General features: G+C 68.1%; 16 protein-coding genes. 13 read left to right on the top strand and 3 right to left on the bottom strand.

All coding sequences use genetic code 11. The annotated features are described in order from the left end of the window. Positions 1-8 precede the first annotated feature (8 nt). The 3 genes from LDO15_RS13485 (at position 9) to LDO15_RS13475 (ending at position 3,457) form a co-directional block, all read left to right on the top strand. Positions 9-626 carry a DsbA family protein gene (locus LDO15_RS13485; RefSeq protein ID WP_223979462.1) on the top strand — a complete coding sequence of 206 codons (618 nt, stop codon included), beginning with the start codon at positions 9-11 and terminating at the stop codon, positions 624-626. 431 nt (positions 627-1,057) lie between these two features. Next, positions 1,058-2,917 (top strand): glycoside hydrolase family 15 protein, encoded by a 1,860-nt coding sequence (locus tag LDO15_RS13480; protein WP_223979460.1) that lies wholly within the window; start codon positions 1,058-1,060, stop codon positions 2,915-2,917. A 246-nt stretch (positions 2,918-3,163) separates the two neighbouring features. Further along, positions 3,164-3,457 carry an antibiotic biosynthesis monooxygenase gene (locus LDO15_RS13475; RefSeq protein ID WP_223979458.1) on the top strand — a complete coding sequence of 98 codons (294 nt, stop codon included), beginning with the start codon at positions 3,164-3,166 and terminating at the stop codon, positions 3,455-3,457. Between the two features lie 103 nt (positions 3,458-3,560). Here the strand turns inward: LDO15_RS13475 and valS are convergent, their stop codons facing one another. Continuing rightward, on the bottom strand, positions 3,561-6,179 hold the full coding sequence (gene valS, locus LDO15_RS13470; RefSeq protein WP_223979456.1) for a valine--tRNA ligase: 2,619 nt from the start codon (positions 6,177-6,179) through the stop codon (positions 3,561-3,563). Positions 6,180-6,229: 50 nt separating this feature from the next. Between valS and LDO15_RS13465 the strand changes: the two genes are divergently transcribed. The 5 genes from LDO15_RS13465 (at position 6,230) to LDO15_RS13445 (ending at position 8,187) form a co-directional block, all read left to right on the top strand. Beyond that, the gene (locus tag LDO15_RS13465; RefSeq protein ID WP_223979454.1) at positions 6,230-6,610 is read left to right on the top strand and encodes a DUF488 family protein; all 381 of its coding nucleotides are present in this window, start codon (positions 6,230-6,232) and stop codon (positions 6,608-6,610) included. 27 nt (positions 6,611-6,637) lie between these two features. Next, positions 6,638-7,474, top strand: coding sequence for an SDR family oxidoreductase (locus LDO15_RS13460; protein WP_223979452.1), 837 nt, complete (start codon positions 6,638-6,640; stop codon positions 7,472-7,474). A 78-nt stretch (positions 7,475-7,552) separates the two neighbouring features. Further along, a complete protein-coding gene (locus LDO15_RS13455; protein WP_223979450.1) occupies positions 7,553-7,729 on the top strand; it encodes a hypothetical protein in 177 nt (58 codons plus the stop codon). Positions 7,730-7,792: 63 nt separating this feature from the next. Further along, positions 7,793-7,960, top strand: coding sequence for a hypothetical protein (locus LDO15_RS13450; RefSeq protein WP_223979448.1), 168 nt, complete (start codon positions 7,793-7,795; stop codon positions 7,958-7,960). After that, positions 7,957-8,187: a glycerophosphodiester phosphodiesterase family protein gene (locus tag LDO15_RS13445; protein WP_223979446.1), complete on the top strand. Its 231-nt coding sequence runs from the start codon at positions 7,957-7,959 to the stop codon at positions 8,185-8,187. Before LDO15_RS13450 ends, LDO15_RS13445 begins: the two co-directional genes overlap by 4 nt. 101 nt (positions 8,188-8,288) lie before the next feature. Here LDO15_RS13445 and LDO15_RS13440 read toward each other — a convergent pair whose 3' ends face one another. Next, the gene (locus tag LDO15_RS13440) at positions 8,289-9,416 is read right to left on the bottom strand and encodes an endonuclease/exonuclease/phosphatase family protein (RefSeq protein ID WP_223979444.1); all 1,128 of its coding nucleotides are present in this window, start codon (positions 9,414-9,416) and stop codon (positions 8,289-8,291) included. 413 nt (positions 9,417-9,829) lie between these two features. Here LDO15_RS13440 and ileS point away from each other — a divergent pair, with 413 nt between their 5' ends. From ileS to ndk, 4 genes are read left to right on the top strand one after another with little or no spacing between them, the layout of a single operon-like run. Continuing rightward, positions 9,830-13,300 (top strand): isoleucine--tRNA ligase, encoded by a 3,471-nt coding sequence (gene ileS, locus LDO15_RS13435; RefSeq protein WP_223979442.1) that lies wholly within the window; start codon positions 9,830-9,832, stop codon positions 13,298-13,300. Between the two features lie 3 nt (positions 13,301-13,303). After that, positions 13,304-14,662, top strand: coding sequence for a folylpolyglutamate synthase/dihydrofolate synthase family protein (locus LDO15_RS13430; RefSeq protein ID WP_223979440.1), 1,359 nt, complete (start codon positions 13,304-13,306; stop codon positions 14,660-14,662). Between the two features lie 3 nt (positions 14,663-14,665). Further along, a complete protein-coding gene (locus LDO15_RS13425; protein ID WP_223979438.1) occupies positions 14,666-15,130 on the top strand; it encodes a DUF4233 domain-containing protein in 465 nt (154 codons plus the stop codon). A 52-nt stretch (positions 15,131-15,182) separates the two neighbouring features. Then, positions 15,183-15,596, top strand: coding sequence for a nucleoside-diphosphate kinase (ndk, locus tag LDO15_RS13420; protein WP_223979437.1), 414 nt, complete (start codon positions 15,183-15,185; stop codon positions 15,594-15,596). 120 nt (positions 15,597-15,716) lie between these two features. On the opposite strand, the gene LDO15_RS13415 is transcribed toward ndk, so the two are convergent. After that, the gene (locus LDO15_RS13415) at positions 15,717-16,388 is read right to left on the bottom strand and encodes a vitamin K epoxide reductase family protein (protein WP_223979434.1); all 672 of its coding nucleotides are present in this window, start codon (positions 16,386-16,388) and stop codon (positions 15,717-15,719) included. Between the two features lie 542 nt (positions 16,389-16,930). Here LDO15_RS13415 and LDO15_RS13410 point away from each other — a divergent pair. Then, positions 16,931-20,221: an Rne/Rng family ribonuclease gene (locus tag LDO15_RS13410; protein ID WP_223979433.1), complete on the top strand. Its 3,291-nt coding sequence runs from the start codon at positions 16,931-16,933 to the stop codon at positions 20,219-20,221. Positions 20,222-20,335: the final 114 nt, after the last annotated feature.

The following is a 20,335-nucleotide window of genomic DNA, read 5'->3' as shown; positions in this document are numbered from 1 at the left end:
GACCACCTGTGTCTGAAACTGCTCCCAACAAGGCCGATTTCTGGTTCGACCCGATGTGCCCCTTCGCCTGGGTCACCTCCCGCTGGATCGGCGAAGTGGAAGAAGTCCGCGACATCAAGACCGAATGGCACGTCATGAGCCTCGCCGTGCTGAATGAGGGCCGCGAGGAGCTGCCCGAGCAGTACAAGGAGTTCATGAAGAAGGCGTGGGCCCCGGTCCGCGTCATCACTGCCGCTGCCGAACAGCACGGTGCCGAGTACATCAAGCCGCTCTACGACGCCATGGGCACCAGGATCCACAACGAAGGCATCAAGGACATCGACGAGGTCATCGCCAAGTCGCTGGCCGAGGCGGGACTGCCGGCCGGACTTGCCGCGGCAGGCCAGTCAGAGGACTTCGATGCTCAGCTGCGGAGCAGCCACGAGGCCGGCATCTCCCTCGTCGGCCAGGACGTCGGAACGCCCGTGGTGGCCTTCAACGGCACCGCGTTCTTCGGCCCCGTCCTGACCCGCATCCCGCGCGGCGAAGAGGCCGGACGCATCTGGGATGCCACCGTGACTCTGGCATCCTTCCCGTACTTCTTCGAAATCAAGCGCAGCCGGACCGAAAGCCCTGTTTTCGCCTGATCCTTCCGCCGCCGCCGGCACCCTCCACGGGCAGCCAAAGGCCGTCCAAAAGCGCGTCCAGGGGCCGGGAAGAATTACTGTGATGTAATTCTTCCCGGCCTCTTGCGCACGGCGTGGCCGAGGACCACAATTGAACTTACCCACTTCGAAAGAAGCGGGACGCAGGAACCAAAGATTCAGTGACACTCATCCGACGCAGCCTTCGGCAAAGTCAGATGATGGCTACCGGTGACGAGGTAGGAAGACCTGAACATCTAAGGATCCCGCCAGATTGTCTAAGACGTCACGTGGCAATCGAAAAGTCGAAGCCCCACCAACGGCTAACGCTGATGGGGCTTCCCCTTTGCCCAAAAATAGCTTGCCCCAATACGGCTAACCCCAAAAATAGTTTGCCCCAAAACAGCTTGCCCGAAACTGGTCAGGGTGTGCCTGTGAGTAGTGTCCAGAGTAACGAAGCCATTGCGGACTACGCCCTGCTCTCCGACTGCCGCTCCGCGGCCCTGGTCAGCGCCGCGGGATCCGTGGACTGGCTCTGCTTTCCGCGCTTCGACAGCCCCTCGGTGTTCGGACGGATCCTTGGCGAGGATGCGGGGTTCTGGTCGGTCCGGCCGGCGGGAAAACATACCTCAACCCGCCGCTACCTCGGGCCCACCATGGTGCTGGAAACCACCCACACTTCATCTGACGGCTGCCTGGTCGTCACGGATGCCCTCGCCTTGGGGGACGGAAGAAGGGGGCATGATCTCGGGGCCGATTCGCCTGGCACGTTGCTGCGTCAGCTGTCCTGTGTCCAGGGCTCCGTCGACGTCGACATTGTTTTCAGCGCCCGGCCGAACTATGGCCTGTCCCGGCCGCGCCTGAGCGCAGTGGACGGAGGCATCGAGATCAGCGCGGGGACGACGGTGCTGTCTTTCTCGACGGCGGTGTCCTTCTCGACGGCGGTGGCGTTCCGGCTCGGCGGGGACACCGCGCTGACGCGGGTGACACTCCACGCCGGGGACGTTCTTGGATTCGCCCTCCACTGCAGAGTTGCCGGGGACGGGGATCCGGTCTTCTGGAGCCAGACGGACATCGCCCGGCGCCTCGAGGACACTGTCCAGGGCTGGACCAGCTGGTCCGGGATGCACCAGAACTACCGCGGCCCGTGGCAGGACCTCGTCTCCGCGAGCGGACGGATCCTGCAGGCGCTGAGCTTCTACCCCACCGGCGCCATCGTGGCTGCCCCTACGACGTCCCTGCCGGAGGTGGCCGGCGGCACGCGGAACTGGGACTACCGGTACACGTGGATCCGCGACGCGAGCATGACCCTGCAGGCGCTGTGGGTGGCGGCCTGCCCGGACGAGGCGGGGAAGTTCTTCCAGTTCCTTGCGACGGCGGCAGCCCGCCAGCTGGCAGGCGGTGAGGAACTGCAGATCATGTTCGGCGTCGGCGGGGAACGGGAGCTGCCCGAACGGGAACTGGACCACCTGCCGGGCTGGCGCGCCAGCGCCCCGGTCCGGGTGGGGAACGGCGCCTGGAACCAGCGCCAGCTCGACGTCTACGGCGAACTGCTCGACGCCGCCGCCCGGCTGCCGGAATATCTCGCGGACCTGGCCCCGGAAACGCGCCGGTTCCTCGCGGACGCCGCGGATGCCGCCGCCTCACGCTGGCGCTCCGCCGACCACGGCATCTGGGAGGTCCGCGGCGAGCCGCGCCACTACCTGCACTCCAAGCTCATGTGCTGGGTCGCCGTCGACCGTGCGATCTCCCTCGCCGGGCTCCTCCAGGCAGCCGAACGGGTGCCGCGCTGGAAGGCGGTGCGGGCAGAGATCGCGGCGTCCATCCGGGCTGAGGGCTGGAATGAGGGAGCGAACGCCTACACCCAGGCCTACGGTTCAGAGGACCTCGACGCGTCCGCCCTGCTGCTCGCCATCGCAGGGTTCCTCCCCGCGGATGACCCCGGTTTCCTGGCCACACTTGAGGCGATCGAGGAGCGCCTCACGGACCGCCGCGGCCTCGTCTACCGCTACCTCGCGGACGACGGCATCCCGGGGGACGAGGGCACCTTCCTTCTGTGCACCTTCTGGCTTGCCCAGGCACTCGCTCTCGCCGGACGCACGGAACGCGCCCGCGCCGTCTTCGAGCGCGCCGCCGGTTTCGCGACGGACCTGGGCCTGATGGCCGAGGAAGTCGCGCCTGACAGCGGCGAGCTGCTGGGAAACTTCCCCCAGGCATTCAGCCACATCGGCCTCGTCAATGCCGCCTGGGCGATCAGCGAGGCGGAACGGCAGAGCCGGGGCTCCGGCGCCTAGCAGCGCAAGGCCGGCAGAGGAAGGGCGGCACAGGACGAAGGCCGGCACACGAAGGCCGGCACAGGACGAAGTCCGGCGGCACAGGGCCGGAGGAACAAGTCCGGCGGCGCAGGGCCGGAGGAACAAGTCCGGCGGCGCCGCTGTTGCCTTCAATGACAGGGCAGTAATCCCGGTGCCGTGATGTCCAGACATCCCGCCGGCTGTGTCCTGTGACCTGTGTCCACCACCTGCGACCATTGGAGCCCCATGCCCATCACGGCCCATCTTGACCTGAACCTCAAAGCGGAAGCCCTGTCCACGGCCCCGGACGTGCTCCGCGACATCCTCGCCGATACCCGGGCGTTTGAGGGCTGCCTCGGTGTCGATGTGCTGGTCGACAGCAAGGATCCGGCGCACTTTCTCGTGGTGGAACAGTGGGCGTCGCTGGAGCACGACGCCGCCTACCGCGCCTGGCGCGCGGGTGACGGAGCGAGCGGACTGGGAGACCTGCTGGCCGGACCGCCGGTGCTGACGCACTTCGAGACGTCCTTCGAGCTCTGAAGCGCCCCCGGAAAGCAAAGACCCGATCAACACACAGCGAGGGCCCTCCGCCCGGCATCAGTCGGGCGGAGGGCCCTCACGTGTTTACGGCAGCCGGCGGCCGTTACGCCCGGGCGGGCTCCTCGGGGGCTGCCAGCACCACGTCGCCGACGGCCAGTTCACCCTCGCCGGCCACGAGCGCGATGTCACGCGCATTGGCCGCAGCCTTGAGGTCGGCCAGGCCCGCCTTCAGCTGGGTGATGATCCCCTCCGGGGCCGTGATGACGGCGGAGAGCACCTCGGTGCGCTGCTTGACCTTGGCCTCGGACTTGGCCTTGCGGATGCCGCTGAGGGCGGTGCCGACCGTCGCCAGGAGGGTCGTGTCGCCGTCGGTCCCGACGGCGGAGGGCCACTGCGCGCGGTGCACGGAACCCGTGCGCCACCAGCCCCAGACTTCCTCCGTGGCGAACGGCAGGAACGGCGCGAACAGCCGCAGGAGGGTGTCCAGGCTGGTCGCGAGGGCCGCCAGCACGGACGCCTGCTGCTCCTCGCCGGCGGCACCGTAGGCGCGGTCCTTGATCAGCTCCACATAGTCATCGGTGAAGTTCCAGAAGAAGCTCTCCGTGATCTGCAGGGCCCGGGCGTAGTCGTAGCTGTCGAACGCCCTGGTGGCCTGCTGGACGACGTCCGCGAGCTGGGCCAGGACGGCCCGGTCCAGGGGGTTGCTCAGCACGGACAGGTCCCCGGATACCACCGAGTCCTCGGTGGCGCCCAGGTTCAGGACGAACTTGGAGGCGTTGAGCAGTTTGATGGCCAGGCGGCGGCCGATCTTCATCTGCGCGATCTCGTAGGCCGTGTCCGCGCCGAGCCTGGCCGAGGCGGCCCAGTAGCGCACAGCATCGGAGCCGTATTCCTCCAGCACGTCCGTGGGAACAATCACGTTGCCCTTGGACTTGGACATCTTCTTGCGGTCCGGGTCCAGGATCCAGCCGGAGATCGCCGCGTGCTTCCACGGAGCGGTCTTCTGCAGCGCGTCGGCGCGGACGGCGGAGGAGAACAGCCAGGTCCGGATGATGTCGTGCCCCTGCGGGCGCACGTCGAACGGGTAGACCTTGGCGAAGAGCGCCTCGTCGGTGCTCCACCCGCCCACAATCTGCGGGGTCAGCGAGGATGTGGCCCACGTGTCCAGGACGTCCGCGTCGCCGGTGAAGCCGCCCGGCGCATCGCGCTGGTCCTCCGCGTAGCCGGGGGCGGCGTCGGCGGCAGGATCCACGGGGAGCTGGGCGTCCGCGGGCAGGATCGGGGCGTCGTAGTCGGGGTTGCCGTCGGCGTCCAGCGGGTACCAGACCGGTACCGGCACGCCGAAGAAGCGCTGGCGGGACACGAGCCAGTCGCCGTTAAGCCCGGAGATCCAGTTCTCGTAGCGCGAGCGCATGAAGGCCGGGTGGAACTCGATCTCGTTGCCGCGGCCGATCAGCCGTTCGCGGCGGTCCTCGTCACGGCCGCCGTTGCGGATGTACCACTGGCGCGAGGTCACCACCTCGAGGGGCTTGTCGCCCTTTTCGAAGAAGTTCACCGGGTGCATGATCTTCTTGGGCTCGCCGTCGAGCAGTTCTGCGGCAGCCAGGCGCTCCACTACGCCTTCCTTGGCGCTGAAGACGGTCTTGCCGGCAATTGCCGCGAAGTTGGCGCGGCCTTCCTCGGTGGTGATCCATTCCGGCGTCTCGCCGATGATGCGGCCGTCGCGGCCCACGATCGCGCGGGTGGGAAGCTGCAGTTCGCGCCACCAGGTGACGTCGGTGAGGTCGCCGAAGGTGCAGACCATGGCAATGCCCGAGCCCTTGTCCGCCTTGGCGAGCGGGTGGGCCTTGACTTCCACCTCGACGCCGAACAGCGGAGAGGTGACCTTCTTGCCGAACAGCGGCTTGTAGCGCTCGTCGTCGGGGTTCGCCACGAGCGCGGCGCAGGCGGCCAGCAGCTCGGGGCGGGTGGTCTCGATGAAGATCTTCTCGCCCTCGGCGGTGAAGAAGGGGTAGCGGTAGTAGGCGCCCGCGACTTCGCGGTCCTCCAGCTCGGCCTGGGCCACCGCGGTGCGGAAGGTGACATCCCACAGGGTGGGCGCCTCGGCCATGTACGCGTCCCCGGCGGTCAGATTGGCCAGGAAGGCGCGCTGGGAGATCGCGCGCGACTTGTCATCGATGGTCCGGTAGGTCAGGTCCCAGTCCACGGAGAGGCCCAGGGTCTGGAAGAGGTGCTCGAAGACCTTCTCGTCCTCGACCGCGAGCTCTTCGCACAGCTCGATGAAGTTCCTGCGGGAGATGACGTCGAAGTCGCGCTGGTTCTTGGCGGGCTCGGCCGGCGGGCGGTAGCCGGCGTCATAAGCGATCGCCGGATCGCAGCGCACACCGTAGTAGTTCTGCACGCGGCGCTCGGTGGGCAGGCCGTTGTCGTCCCAGCCCATGGGGTAGAAGACGTTCTTGCCGGTCATGCGCTGGTAGCGGGCCAGGACGTCGGTCTGAGTGTAGGAGAACATGTGTCCGACGTGGAGGGACCCAGATGCCGTGGGCGGGGGAGTGTCGATCGAGTAGACCTGTTCCCGGGTGGTCTCCGGGTTGAACTTGTAGGTCCCTTCCTCAAGCCAGCGCCGCGTGAGCGCCTCTTCCAGCCCCTCCAGGGCGGGCTTGTCCGGAACGTTGATGGGGGCGGTGGTGGGCGTGTCTGTACCCTGATTGTCTTCAGCCATGGGTCAATTCTTCCACGGCACGCAGGGCTGACCTGCAGTAGCATGCGCAGATGGACAATTCGCCGGGAAGTTCGGCCGGAATCTTCGCGATCAAGCGCGTCTATGACGCCCCTTCCGACGACGACGGCTGCCGGGTTCTGGTGGACCGGCTCTGGCCGCGGGGCGTGAGCAAGGAACGGGCCCGGCTGGTGCTCTGGCTCAAGGATGTGGCGCCGTCCCCGCCGCTGCGCAAGGAGTTCGCGCACATGCAGGAACGGTTTGCGGACTTCCGCGCGGCCTACGAAGCGGAGCTGGACACCAATCCGGCCGTGCAGACGCTGTACGGCCTCGCGGCGGAGCACGGGAAAGTGACGCTGCTTTACGGCGCGCGGGACCCGGGGACCAACCACGCGCGGGTGCTGCAGGAGTTCCTGCACCACGAAAGGAAATGAGCCCGGCATTGCCGTTACTGTGGTGCCATGACTGAGGGAATCGGCAACAACGTAAAAGGCAACAACGCAGCAGAAGCCACCACAGAAGAAGGCACTGGAGCGGAAGCCACCGCAGCAGGAGTCAAGACTGCAGTCGTCACCGGCGCCAGCACCGGAATCGGCGAGGCTACCGTCCGTGCGCTCCGTAAGGAAGGCTGGACCGTGTTCGCCGTCGCCCGCCGCGCCGACCGGCTCGAAGCGCTGGCCGCCGAAACCGGCGCCGTCGCGCTTCCCGCCGATGTGACCGACGACGCCGATGTGACCCGGCTGCTCGACCAGGTGACGCGGGCAGGCGGCATCGACACCCTGATCAACATCGCCGGCGGCGCCCGCGGCGCCGACAAGGTGGCCGACGCGAAGACCGATGACTGGGAATGGATGTACCAGGTCAACGTGCTCGGCAGCATGAAGCTGATCCGCGCGTTCCTGCCCATGCTGCGGGCCTGCGGCGAGGGCACCGTGCTGAACCTGACCTCCACCGCCGGATACTCGGCCTATGAGGGCGGCGGCGGCTACAACGCGGCCAAGTTCGCCCAGCATGCCCTGACCGGCGCCCTGCGGCTCGAAGAGGCCGAACACAATGTCCGCGTGATCGAGGTGGCCCCCGGCATGGTCTACACCGAAGAGTTTGCGCTCAACCGCCTCGGGGACCAGGACGCGGCCGCCAAAGTCTACGCGGGCGTCGAGAAGCCGCTCACCGCCGGGGACGTCGCGGACGTGGTCCGCTACGCCGTCTCCGCCCCGCACCACGTCAACCTGGACGAGATTGTGATCCGCCCGGTCGCCCAGGCCTCCAACTTCAAGGTGATCCGCAAAAGCCCGTAGGGCTCAGGGCCAGGTGCGGGGGCCGGAACGTCCGCCGGCGACACCGGACGTTCATCGTGGCGTGGTGCGGCGCTCAGGATGCCCACGTTGGCCGAGGTCTTCGGGTTGGCTGACGCCTACCGGGCCGCACCGGTGAAGTTCAACATCGAAACCAAAGTGGAGGCCGGCGCGCCAGAGGAGACGGCACCGCGCGAGCAGCGCGTCGACGCCGCACTCCGCGAAATTATGGCGGCCCATATGCAGGGCCGTGTCTGAAGTGAAAGCTTCGACTGGGGTTCGTTGCGCCTGGTCCAACAGCGTGCTCCCCAGATCCGCACCGTGGCCTTGACCCACAAGGACTTCCTCCAGGCGGGCCAGCCCGGCAAATCGCCGTGGCTCGGCGGAATCGACGCCGACGACGTCGGCGGTGACCTCGTCGCGGCAGCCTCCTGGCTTGGCTTCGACGCCATCTCTCCGTGCACGGCACGCCGCGGAACGGCGCCGTGACCGATCCGGACTGCGTTCCCTACGTCACCGCCGAGATGGTCCGGCGTGCCCACGCGGCAGGCATGCAGGTCATCCCGTGGACCGTTGATGACAAGCCCACAATGCGGGCGCTTATCGGCGCCGGCGTGGACGGGCTGATCACGGATTACCCGGACCGCCTGCGGGACATGATGACCGAGTCCGGCATGAAGCTGCCGCACAGTTTCGAGCTCGAACCCGGTCACTGAGCCCGGGCCGGCCACGGGGGAGGGTGGGGTGCCGCGGCGCCCACCCACCTTGTGCGCTGTTGGCCAGGGCGGGTGGCGCGGCGATCTTTTGGGCGCGGAGCTCAGCCGCCGGCCGGCACGGTCAGCGTGGCCAGTACCGCGGCGTGGTCCGAGCCCGCCACGGGCACTACCGCATAGCCGCGGGTGGGCACCTGCGGGCTGGTCACGACGTGGTCGATCACCACGCCCGGCAGCGGCGGGCCGGCCTGGGGCCATGTCGGAACCAGACGCGCCAAAGCCGCGGCCCCGGCGTCGACGAGGGGGCCGCCGGGGACGTTCCCCCCGGGGCCGCCGGCCAGCATCTGGCGGAACTCGGCGTGGTCCAGGGTGGCATTGAAGTCGCCCAGCAGCAGCACGTTTCCCGGGCGGGCCGCGACGCGCCCCAGGGCCGCGAGTTCGCTCCGCCACTGCCCGGACCGGCCCCACACCGGAGCCTTGGTGTGCACGTTGGTCACGGTGAGGGAGACCGGCCGGCCGCCGCCGGCGCCCGGATCCCCGCCCGCTTCAACGCCCGGATCCGTGTTCAGACCGGTGCCAAGGTCCACCCGAACAGTGGGCATATGGAAGGCGGAACCGTCCACGGAGTCCAGCGGAGCGATCGGGCGGGAGGAGTAGACGCCGCCGCCGCCCGCGCCGTCAACCGCCCGGCTGACCCGGTGCGGAAGGAGCGTGCCCAGCCCCTGGGCATCCAGCCGTCTTTCCAGGGCGGGCGAGAGCTCCTGGACGGCAAGCAGTTCGACGCCGTTCTCGCGCACCAGGCGGACCACGTCCGCGGCGTCCGCCTGGCCCTTCCACGCGTTGAGCGTCATGACCTTCAGCTCGGCGGCGGGCAGCTGGCCTGTGCCCTGCCGCGTGCCGTGTTCCCGGCCCGAGGCCTGTTCCTCGCCCTGCGGCGGATCAGCCTGCCCTGCCAGGAACCTGTCCGCCACCCGGTCCGGCGGGAACAGCCACAGCAGCTGGAGGGCCAGAAGGGCGCCGGCCGGGAGCGCCGCCCAGGGGCGCCGTGCCGGCAGCGCCAGCAGGAGGGCCGCACCGGCAGGAAGCACGAACCAGGGCGTGAAGGCCACGAGCTGCACCACGGGTGCCGGCCACGGCACCGGGACGGCCCGGAAGACGGACACCACCGCCACCGGCGCGGCGCACAGGGCCGAGGACACCTGCCAGCGGCGGCTCGGGCTGCGGCGCTTCACGGGTGGGCCCGAAACGGCCGGGGGACGTTCATGGCAGCAGTCTATGCAGCCGGGGCGCCGGCGTCGCCCCTGGCAGCGGACTTTGGTGCGCTGTGAAACGCCGTATTTTCTCCGGTACCATCGACTTAGCAGCTTTGACCCGGCCATCACCGGTGAGCTTCCGGAAGAACACCCTCGCGTGCGGTGGAGACTCAGTCGCCACGTGCGCCTCGGCCAGTAGAACCGGACGGGTAAGCCCGTCACAGCAGTAATGAGCGGCCGACGCCGGTGCAGCCCCTTTCCCGAAAAGGTGCACATCCGGTGGCGGTAAGTGAGGTGGTACCGCGGTGCCGGTGCTGTCGCAAGACAGTGCAGGAGCCGTCCTCGCATCCTGAATGAATACATGTGTTCACCGCTCAACCCAGGATGTCGAGATGACTTATTACCCCAAGGCCTCCGCCGCAGGCGCCGGCTCCACCACCTCTGCCTCCACCGCCTCCGGTGTGTCGGCCTCCGTGAAGTTCCCGGAGATCGAAGAGCGCATCCTCAAGTACTGGGACCAGGACGGCACCTTCCAGGCCAGCATCGACCAGCGGGATTCTGACCTCCCCGGCGGACAGCCCGGCAGCAACGAATTCGTGTTCTACGACGGCCCGCCCTTCGCCAACGGCCTGCCGCACTACGGCCACCTCCTGACCGGCTACGCAAAGGACCTCGTGGGCCGGTACCAGACCCAGCGCGGCCGCCGCGTGGAGCGCCGCTTCGGCTGGGACACGCACGGCCTGCCCGCCGAGCTGGAAGCCATGAAGCAGCTGGGCATGACGGACAAGACCCAGATCGAGGCCATGGGCATCGACAAGTTCAACGACGCCTGCCGTGCCTCCGTCATGAAGTACGCCGACGAGTGGAAAAGCTACGTCACCCGCCAGGCGCGCTGGGTGGACTTCGAGAACGACTACAAGACTCTCAACGTCGAGTACATGGAGTCCGTGCTCTGGGCCTTCAAGCAGCTCCACGAAAAGGGCCTGACCTACAACGGATACCGCGTCCTGCCGTACTGCTGGAAGGACGAGACGCCGCTGTCCAACCATGAGCTGCGCATGGACGATGACGTCTACAAGAACCGCCAGGACCAGACCGTCACCGTCACCTTCCCCATCACGGCAGGAGAGTCGGAGCTGTCCAGGCAGCTCGCCGGGGTGCAGGCGCTCGCCTGGACCACCACGCCCTGGACGCTGCCCACGAACCTCGCGCTCGCCGTCGGGCCCGCCATCAGCTACGTGGTCCTGCCGGCCGGCCCGCACGGCATCAAGGCCGCCGCGGCCGATGCCCCCGTCACGGGCAGCTTCCTGCTCGCCGCGGACCTCCTGGGCACCTATGCCAAGGACCTCGGCTACGGCGACGGCGCCGAGGGCGCGGCCGCCGCTGAGGCTGCCGTCACCTCCCGCCACACCGGCGCCGAGCTCGAGGGCCTGGGCTACGAGCCGCTCTGGGACTACTTCCACGACGCCGAGAAGTACGGCACCGAGAACGCCTGGCGCTTCCTCGTGGCCGACTACGTCACCACCACCGACGGCACCGGCATCGTCCACCAGGCCCCCGCCTACGGTGAAGACGACCAGAAGGTCTGTGAAGAGGCCGGCATCCCCGTGGTCCTCTCGGTGGACGAGGGCGCCAAGTTCCTGCCGCTCTTCGGTCACGGCGACCTCGCCGACATCGCCGGGCTGCAGGTGTTCGAGGCCAACAAGCCCATCACCCAGGTGCTCCGCGCCCAGGGCCGCCTGGTCCGCCAGGCCAGCTACGAGCACAGCTACCCGCACTGCTGGCGCTGCCGCAACCCGCTGATCTACCGCGCCGTGTCCTCCTGGTACGTCGAGGTCACCAAGTTCAAGGACCGGATGTCCGAACTGAACCAGGAGATCAACTGGATCCCCGGCAACGTCAAGGACGGCCAGTTCGGCAAGTGGCTCGCCAACGCCCGCGACTGGTCCATCAGCCGCAACCGCTACTGGGGCAGCCCCATCCCGGTCTGGCAGTCCACGGACCCGGACTACCCGCGCACCGACGTCTACGGCTCCCTCGCCGAGATCGAGGCCGACTTCGGCCGCCTGCCGCTGAACAACGACGGCCAGGTGGACCTGCACCGCCCGTTCATCGACGAGCTCACCCGCCCGAACCCGGATGACCCCCGCACCCCGGAGGAAGGCCAGTCCGTGATGCGCCGCGTCGAGGACGTCCTGGACGTCTGGTTCGACTCCGGCTCCATGCCCTACGGCCAGGTGCACTACCCGTTCCAGAACGAGGAATGGTTCGACACCCACAACCCGGCGGACTTCATCGTCGAGTACATCGGCCAGACCCGCGGCTGGTTCTACATGCTGCACATCCTTTCCACCGCGCTGTTCGACCGGCCGGCCTTCCGCAACGTCATCAGCCATGGCATCGTCCTGGGCTCCGACGGGCAAAAGATGTCCAAGAGCCTGCGCAACTACCCGGACGTCTCCGAGGTCCTGGACCGCGACGGCTCCGACGCCATGCGCTGGTTCCTGATGTCCAGCCCGATCCTGCGCGGCGGCAACCTCGTGGTCACCGAGCAGGGAATCCGCGACGGCGTCCGCCAGGTCATCCTGCCGCTGTGGAACGTGTACAGCTTCTTCACGCTGTACACCAACGCAGCCGGTGGAACCGGTGGACAAGCGAAGGGCTATGACGCGAAGCTGCGCTACGACGGCTACGCCGACACCCTGGACCAGTACCTGATGGCCAACACCGGCGACCTGGTCCGGAACATGACCGCCCAGCTGGACGGCTACGACATCTCCGGTGCCTGCGACGAACTGCGCGGCTACCTGGACATGCTCACCAACTGGTACGTCCGCCGCAGCCGCCAGCGCTTCTTCGACGAGAACGTCGACGCCTTCGACGCGCTCTACACCGCCCTGGAGACCGTCTGCCGCGTGGCTGCGTCCCTGCTGCCGCTGGTCTCCGAGGAGATCTGGCGCGGCCTTACCGGCGGCCGCTCCGTGCACCTGGCCGACTGGCCGGACGCTGGGCTGTTCCCGGCCAACGCTGACCTGGTCGAGGCGATGGACCGGGTGCAGCAGATCTGCTCCACCGGCTCCTCGCTGCGCAAGGCCGCGAACCTCCGCGTGCGCCTGCCGCTGCAGGAACTCACCGTCGTGGCACCCGGCGCGGACGCGCTGGGAGGCTTCGCCGCCGTCGTCGCCGATGAACTGAACCTGCGCTCGGTTCGCCTGCTCGACGCCGGGAACGCCTCCCCGGAGGAGTTCGGCATTGAGCAGAAGCTCGTGGTCAACGCCCGGGCCGCCGGCCCGCGTCTGGGCAAGAACGTCCAGCAGGCCATCAAGGGCTCCAAATCCGGCGACTGGTCCATCAGCGAAGCCGGCGTGGTCACCGCCGGCGGCCTCGAGCTCGAGCCGCAGGAATACACGCTCGAAACCGTCGTGGCCGAGGCCGCAGCAGGCGAAGGATCACGCGCGGCCGCAGTGCTCCCCGGAGGCGGCTTCGTGGTGCTCAACACCGAGGTCACCCCCGAACTGGAAGCCGAAGGAACTGCGCGGGACGTAATCCGAGTAATCCAAGAGACTCGCCGCAAGAGGGAGCTATACGTCAGCGACCGCATAAACGTCACCGTGCTGGGTGATCAAAGCATCGGAGATTCAATCGCTGTTCACGGGCAACTGATCAAGACGGCTACGCTGGCCGACGAGCTCGTGTGGAAGTTCGGCGGAGGTGCCAACATGGACCTCGCGAAATTCGAAAGCCAGCTTCCTGGCGAGCCCGGCGAAATGGAACCTAGCCTCACCAATCCGTGGGGCGGACTGGACTCTGTACTCCCAGGCGGTCGCTCCGTTTCCGTAATACTTGAGAAAGTTGGAGCTTAAGCCATGACCGACGAATTCTCCGTAGAAAGCGTCTACGCCGAGCTCCTGGGCCGGGCCCCGGAAAACAAGATGGAGCCGCGGCTCGCCCCGCTGTACCGGGCCATGGAGATCCTGGGGGAGCCGAATAAGGCGTTCCCGATCATCCACGTCACCGGGACCAACGGCAAGACGTCCACGGCCCGGATGATCGAGGCCGGACTCCGCGCCCACGGCCTGAGCACCGGCCGCTACACGAGTCCGCACCTGTCCAAGGTCACCGAACGGATCAGTATCGACGGCGCCCCGGTGCCGGACGAGACCTTCGTGCGGATCTGGGACGAGATCCGGCCCTACCTGCAGATCGTGGACAGCGAACTCGAGGCCCAGGGCCAGCCCCGGCTGACCTACTTCGAGTGCCTGACCATCCTGGGCTTCGCGGTGTTCGCGGACCAGCCGGTCAACGTCGCCGTGATCGAGGTTGGCCTGGGCGGCATCACGGATGCCACGAACGTCGGCGACGGCCAGGTCTCCGTGGTCACCCCGATCTCCCTGGACCACACGGACCTGCTGGGCGACACCACCGGGGACATCGCCTACGAGAAGGCCGGCATCATCAAGCCCGGCGGCTTCCTCATCAGCGCGGCGCAGCCGGTCGACGCGGCCCAGGTCCTGCTGGAGAAGGCCAAAGAGCTCAACGTGCCGTTCCGCTTCGAGGGCGTGGAGTTCGGCGTCGAAAACCGCACTGTCGCGGTGGGCGGCCAGATGGTCACCATCCAGGGCATCGCCGGCCGCTACGAGGACCTGCTGGTGCCGCTGCACGGCGCGCACCAGGCCGAGAACGCCGCCGTCGCGATCGCCGCGCTGGAGGCGTTCTTCGGCGGGGAGAAAGCGATCGACGCCGAGATCCTGCAGGAGGCCTTCGCCTCCGTCACGTCCCCGGGCCGGCTCGAGGTGGTCCGCACCGCGCCGACCATCATCGTGGACGCCGCACACAACCCGGCAGGCATCCGGGTTTCCGCCGAGGCCATCCACGAGGCCTTCAACTTCACCAAGCTCGTGGTGGTGGTCGGCGTCCTGCGGGAAAAGGATGCGGAGGAGATCCTCCGCCAGCTCAAGGAATCCCTGGGCGGCCTCGCCACCGAATACTGCTTCACCCAGTCCAACTCGCCCCGGGCCGTCCCGGCCGAGGACCTGGCCGAGATCGCGGCCGACCTGGGCTTCGGCGAGGAGAACATCCATGTCGCGGAGAAGCTTGACGACGCCATCGAATGGGCCGTGGAACGCGCCGAGGCCGATGACGAGCCCGCCGGCGGGGTCCTTGTGACCGGTTCCATCACGCTCGTTGCCGATGCCCGGATCCTGCTCGGAAAGGCGGACGCGTAAGCGATGGCCAGACTCACCAAAGCCCAGCGCGAATGGCGCCCGGGCATGCCCAAAAAGCGGCGCTCCACCAAGGTCATGTTCGCCTCAACGGTCCTGCTGCTGGAAGCGTTCGTGGTGCTCTTCGGCACGCTGGCCGTCTTCGGACTGCACCGGAACGAATTTCCGCCGGCCGTGGTCTTCTCAGTGGGGATCGGACTGTGCCTCGTGTTCGTCTTCACCTGCGCGGTCCTGTCGAAACCGTGGGGAGTGGCCCTGGGCTGGATCCTGCAGCTCGTCCTGATCCTGTCCGGCATCGTGGAGCCGGCCATGTACCTCGTCGGCGCCCTCTTCGCCGTGGCCTGGTGGTACGGGATCCGGACCGGCATCCGGATTGACCGGGAAGCGGCCCAGCGGGAGCGCGAACAGGCCGAATGGGAAGCGGCCCACCGCGCCGACAACGGGCCCGACGCCGGTGCCCGGAACGCGTAGCCCGAACCCCGTAGACTTGACTCGAACCCCACCCCAACACATTGGAGCAGCTGTGAGCATTGAGCGCACCCTCGTCCTGATCAAGCCCGACGGCGTCGCCCGCAACCTGTCCGGCGCCATCCTCGGCCGGATCGAAGCCAAGGGCTACACCCTGGCCGAGCTCAAGAAAGTCCACGCGAGCCGCGAGCTGCTGGAACAGCACTACGAGGAGCACGTCGGCAAGCCCTTCTACGAGCCGCTGGTTGAATTCATGCTCAGCGGCCCTGTGGTCGCCGCGATCTTCGAGGGCCACCGCGTGATCGAGGGCTTCCGTTCCCTCGCCGGCACCACGGACCCGACGACGGCGGCGCCCGGCACCATCCGCGGCGACTTCGGCCGCGACTGGGGCCTGAAGGTGCAGCAGAACCTGGTCCACGGCTCGGATTCCGTGGAGTCCGCCGAACGCGAGATCAAGATCTGGTTCTAGGACGTCCGGTCCGGGGCTTCCGGACCCGCGCCTCACCGAGGCAACAGTTAAGGCCAATGTTCATGTTGAACATTGGCCTTAACTGTTGCCTCATCTCTCACTGATGGTGCTTTTGCGCGCTCAGTAGCCGGACGTCCCGATGAACACCTGGATGAAGGCGAAGAAGATCGTGGCGACAACGGCGACGTAGAGCAGCGCCGTGATGATCCAGCCTGCGTCGCCCAGGACCTTTGTGGGGCCCGCGGGCAGCGGGATCACGCCGTGGGAGATGTTGCGCACGGTCACCCAGACGAACAGCGGGATCATGACGGCCCAGACGATCATGCAGAACGGGCAGAGAATGTGGATGGCGTACAAGGCCTGGGACCAGAGCCAGACCACGAACGCGAAGCCCAGCGTCACGCCCGTCTGCAGCCCCAGCCAGTACCACCGGGCGAATTTTGCGCCGGCCAGGATGCCCATGGCCGTCGTGATGATCACCGCGAAGGCGACAATGCCGATGAACATGTTGGGGAACCCGAACACGGAACTCTGCGGAGTCTGCATGACCTGGCCGCAGGAGATCCACGGATTCACGTCACAGACCGTGACGTGGTTCGGGTCCTTCAGGACCTCCAGCTTCTCCAGCACCAGGGCACCGGAGGCGAGCCAGCCGATGACGCCGGTGATCAGCAGGAGCCAGGCGAACGGGCGGTCGCGGGTCATCGTGGGAAACGACCGGTCCGCGGGAACCGGCCCGGAACCCGGGTGGTGCACGGCCGCGTCGCCGGCGGTGCTGGAGATGCTGGGCATGGAATATGAGTCCTTTTAGTCGGGTGCTTCTGGCCCCGATTGTAACTCCGCTGGCTGGGTGGCGCCGCAGAAGAAGCCACAGGACGAGCCGCAGCGCGAGCCACGGAACGAGCCGCGGGCCACCTCGCAAAACGGCGCAGCGCACGCCGCGCCCCTGCCGTCCCGCAGTTCCCTGGGCACTCGCAGCGCCGCCTACGCCAGCTTTGACGGCTGTTGTGAGACAATGATCGTGGCTGGAACCCGATCCACATCCGGATTCCGGTCCGGCGATTTTGTTTCAAGACCGCCAATGATGAGCAGGGAGCTGAGGATCCGCTGATTCCAGCTGTCCCGCAATGCCATTGGACGGCACCTGGTTGTGGCGTGTAGGTCAACGGGTTCCAAAACAATCTCGCCGGCCCTCCAGGGCTGCCGCACCCCACTGCCGGTGCGAACCTGAGGGTATCCAATTGACTTCTGTCAATGCCTGCGGGTGTTGACGCATATTTGCCCCAACGGGCGCCGAATGTGGCGGCGCATCAGGGGCAGGAGTGTCGCCACATATGGATAATGACCAGGTAGTAGCCGGTAACGAAGAACTAGTGGTTGCCGGGCAAGAGCAAGAAAATGGGGCAGCGGAAGCTCCGGTAGCGCCGAAGAGGGCCGTCCGGACCCGCCGCAAGGCGCCCGTCCCGAAGGTCGACGACGCGGCAGCCGCTGAGGCCGCGGCTGAAGCCGCGGCCCTGGCCGAGGCGGCCGGCTCGGATGAACCCGTCGCCGTCGAAGCCCGTGCGGCAGCCGGTGAAGCAGCCGGTGAAGTAGTCAGTGAAGCGGCGGCCCCCAGGGCAAAGGCACCCGCACGGCGCACCCGTGCCCGCAAGCCTGTTGCCGCCCCGGAGCCCCTGCCGGCCTTCGCCGAAGAACCCGACGCCGGTGCGTCCGACGCCGGTGCGGCTGCGGCCGAAGCCGGCGAGCAGGTCGCGGGCCATGACGCCGCGGACCATGGCCCCGAGAAAGACAATGGCCCCGAGAAGCCGGTCCGGCGCCGGACCAGCCGTGCGAAGGCTGCCCCGAAGTCCGCGGAGGCTCCCGCGGCCCCGGGCGAGGCAGCAGTCGAGGCAGCCGTCACCGAAGCAGTCGCCGAAGCTGCCGCCGCCGACGAAGAAGCCCCGGCGGAAGCAGCAGCCGTGAACGCTAAGGCCGCGGCGGAAGCACAGCCGGCGGCGGCACAGCCGGAAGAGCCGAGGGACCAGCCCGCGGAAAACCCCGCCGCGTCCCTGTTCATGGAACCCGGAGCCCTCACGTCCGTGATCTTCCAGGCCCCCGACCTCAGCACCGTGGTGCGTCCGGCACCCGTTGCGGCAGCAGCGGAGGCCGAGGAAGAAGAGGGCGACGAGGACGCCGGCAGCCGCCGTCGCCGTCGCAGCCGCGGCCGGCGCGGCCGCATCCGCACCTCCGCCGAGCCCGACACCGATGGTGAAGGCTCCGAGGAAGAGGGCGACGAAGGCCAGGAAGGCGTCCTCGAGGACGGCGTGACCTCGCGCCGCCGTCGCCGCCGCCGCCGCGGTGACCAGGATCTCGAACTCACCGGCGGGGGAGACGACGACCCGCCCAACACCGTGACGCGCGTGCGCGCCCCGCGTGCGCTGGCTGAGGCTCCGGTCAACAACCGCGTCACCTCGGTCAAGGGCTCCACCCGGCTCGAGGCCAAGAAGCAGCGCCGGCGCGAGTCCCGCGACACCGGCCGCCGCCGCACCGTCATCACCGAGGCCGAGTTCCTGGCCCGCCGCGAATCCGTGGACCGGCAGATGATCGTCCGGCAGCGCGATGACAGAATCCAGATCGGCGTCCTCGAGGACGGCGTCCTGGCAGAGCACTTCGTGTCCAAGACCCAGCAGGATTCCCTGATCGGCAACGTGTACCTGGGCAAGGTCCAGAACGTGCTGCCCTCCATGGAGGCTGCCTTCGTGGACATCGGACGCGGCCGCAACGCCGTCCTGTACGCCGGCGAAGTGAACTGGGACGCCGTCAACCTCGAAGGCAAGCAGCGCCGGATCGAAAACGCGCTCAAGTCCGGCGACTCCGTCCTGGTCCAGGTTTCCAAGGATCCGGTCGGCCATAAGGGCGCCCGCCTCACCAGCCAGATCTCGCTGCCCGGCCGCTACCTCGTGTACGTTCCCGGCGGCTCCATGACCGGCATCTCCCGCAAGCTGCCCGACGTCGAACGCAACCGCCTCAAGCGGATCCTCAAGGACCGCCTGCCCGAGGACGCGGGCGTCATTGTCCGCACCGCGGCCGAAGGGGCGTCCGAGGAAGAGCTGACGCACGACATCAACCGGCTGCGCGCGCAGTGGGAAGGCATCGAGAGCCAGTCGAAGTCCACGAAGGTCCTCGCTCCCGAGCTGCTCTACGGCGAACCTGACCTCACCATCAAGGTGGTCCGCGACGTCTTCAACGAGGACTTCTCCAAGCTGATCGTCTCCGGCGAGGAAGCGTGGGACACCATCGAGGCCTACGTCACGTACGTGGCACCTGACCTCGTGGGCCGGCTCGAGAAGTGGACCAAGGACACGGACATCTTCGCTGCCTGGCGCATCGACGAGCAGATCCACAAGGCCCTGGACCGGAAGGTCTTCCTGCCTTCGGGCGGATCCCTCGTGATCGACCGGACCGAGGCCATGACGGTGGTGGACGTCAACACCGGCAAGTTCACCGGCTCCGGCGGCAACCTCGAAGAAACCGTCACCAAGAACAACCTGGAAGCGGCCGAGGAAGTCGTCCGGCAGCTGCGCCTGCGCGACATCGGCGGCATCATCGTGATCGACTTCATCGACATGGTGCTCGAATCCAACCGCGACCTCGTGCTGCGCCGCATGGTGGAGTGCCTGGGCCGGGACCGCACCAAGCACCAGGTGGCCGAGGTGACGTCGCTGGGCCTCGTGCAGATGACGCGCAAGCGGATGGGCACGGGTCTGCTGGAAGTCTTCGGCGAGCAGTGTGAAGCCTGCGCGGGCCGCGGCATCGTCACGCACGACGAACCGGTCGAGCACCGCCGCGCCAACACGGTCGCCGCCGAGCACTACGTTCCGCGCACCGAAGCCGCCCAGCCTGCTGCGCGCACCGATCGCAAGAGCCGCCGCCGCGGCCGGGGAGGCCAGGGGCCGGAGACCATGCCGTCCACGCCGGCCGCGGTCCACCACGAGCCCACCGAGGCCGAACGCCACGCCAAGGCCGAGGCCACGCGTGCCGCGCTGGCGAACATCGCCGCCGCGGCGCACGCCGCGCACCTGCATGACGGGGAAGCCGCTGCCGCCAGTGAAGCGGGGGCCCGCCAGGCCGCCGTCGACGCCGTCACGAAGCTGGCCGCCACGGAGGAAGCTGCCGGCCGTCCCGCGACCGTGCTGACGTTTGGCGGCGAGCAGGTGGCCCTGCCGTTCGTCGAGCACGCCGAGGACACGCAGGCACCGGCCCTGACCCTGGACCTGCTGACCGAGGCCTTCGCCAACCTGGGCGACGCCGAGGCCGGCAAGCCGGCCGGGACGGACGCCGGCCAGGCAACGGCCGCCGCCGCACCGCAGGCCACCGCACCGGCAGCAGGGCGCACCACCGAGGCACCGGCCTCCCGGGCAGCGGACAGCGCGACTCCGCGTGGCCGCCGCGGGCGCCGCAACCGGAGCGCCAGCCGCGCCCAGGGGGCAGCCAACGAGACCTCCGTGGAGCATCGCGAGGCAACGCGGCCGGCTGCGGCCGGGTCGGTTCACGAAGCCAAGGCACCTGCCGCGGCCAGGCCGGCCGCTCCGGCCGGCAACGAGCCGATCATCCTTGGCGTCGGCGTGCCGGCCTCGGAGCTGTAAGCCTGAGCTGTAATCCTGTACGACTGAGCACTACTTCGATTCAGCACTAGCCCTGCCGGCCGCTTCTGCGGCTGGCAGGCCGGCGGGTTCTGGCCGGAACGGACGTAACATACG

Source organism: Arthrobacter sp. NicSoilB8, assembly GCF_019977355.1.
In the GTDB taxonomy this organism is placed as follows: Bacteria; Actinomycetota; Actinomycetes; order Actinomycetales; family Micrococcaceae; genus Arthrobacter.
Note: the sequence above shows the minus strand (reverse complement) of the source record. Positions and strands in the feature narration are given on the sequence as shown.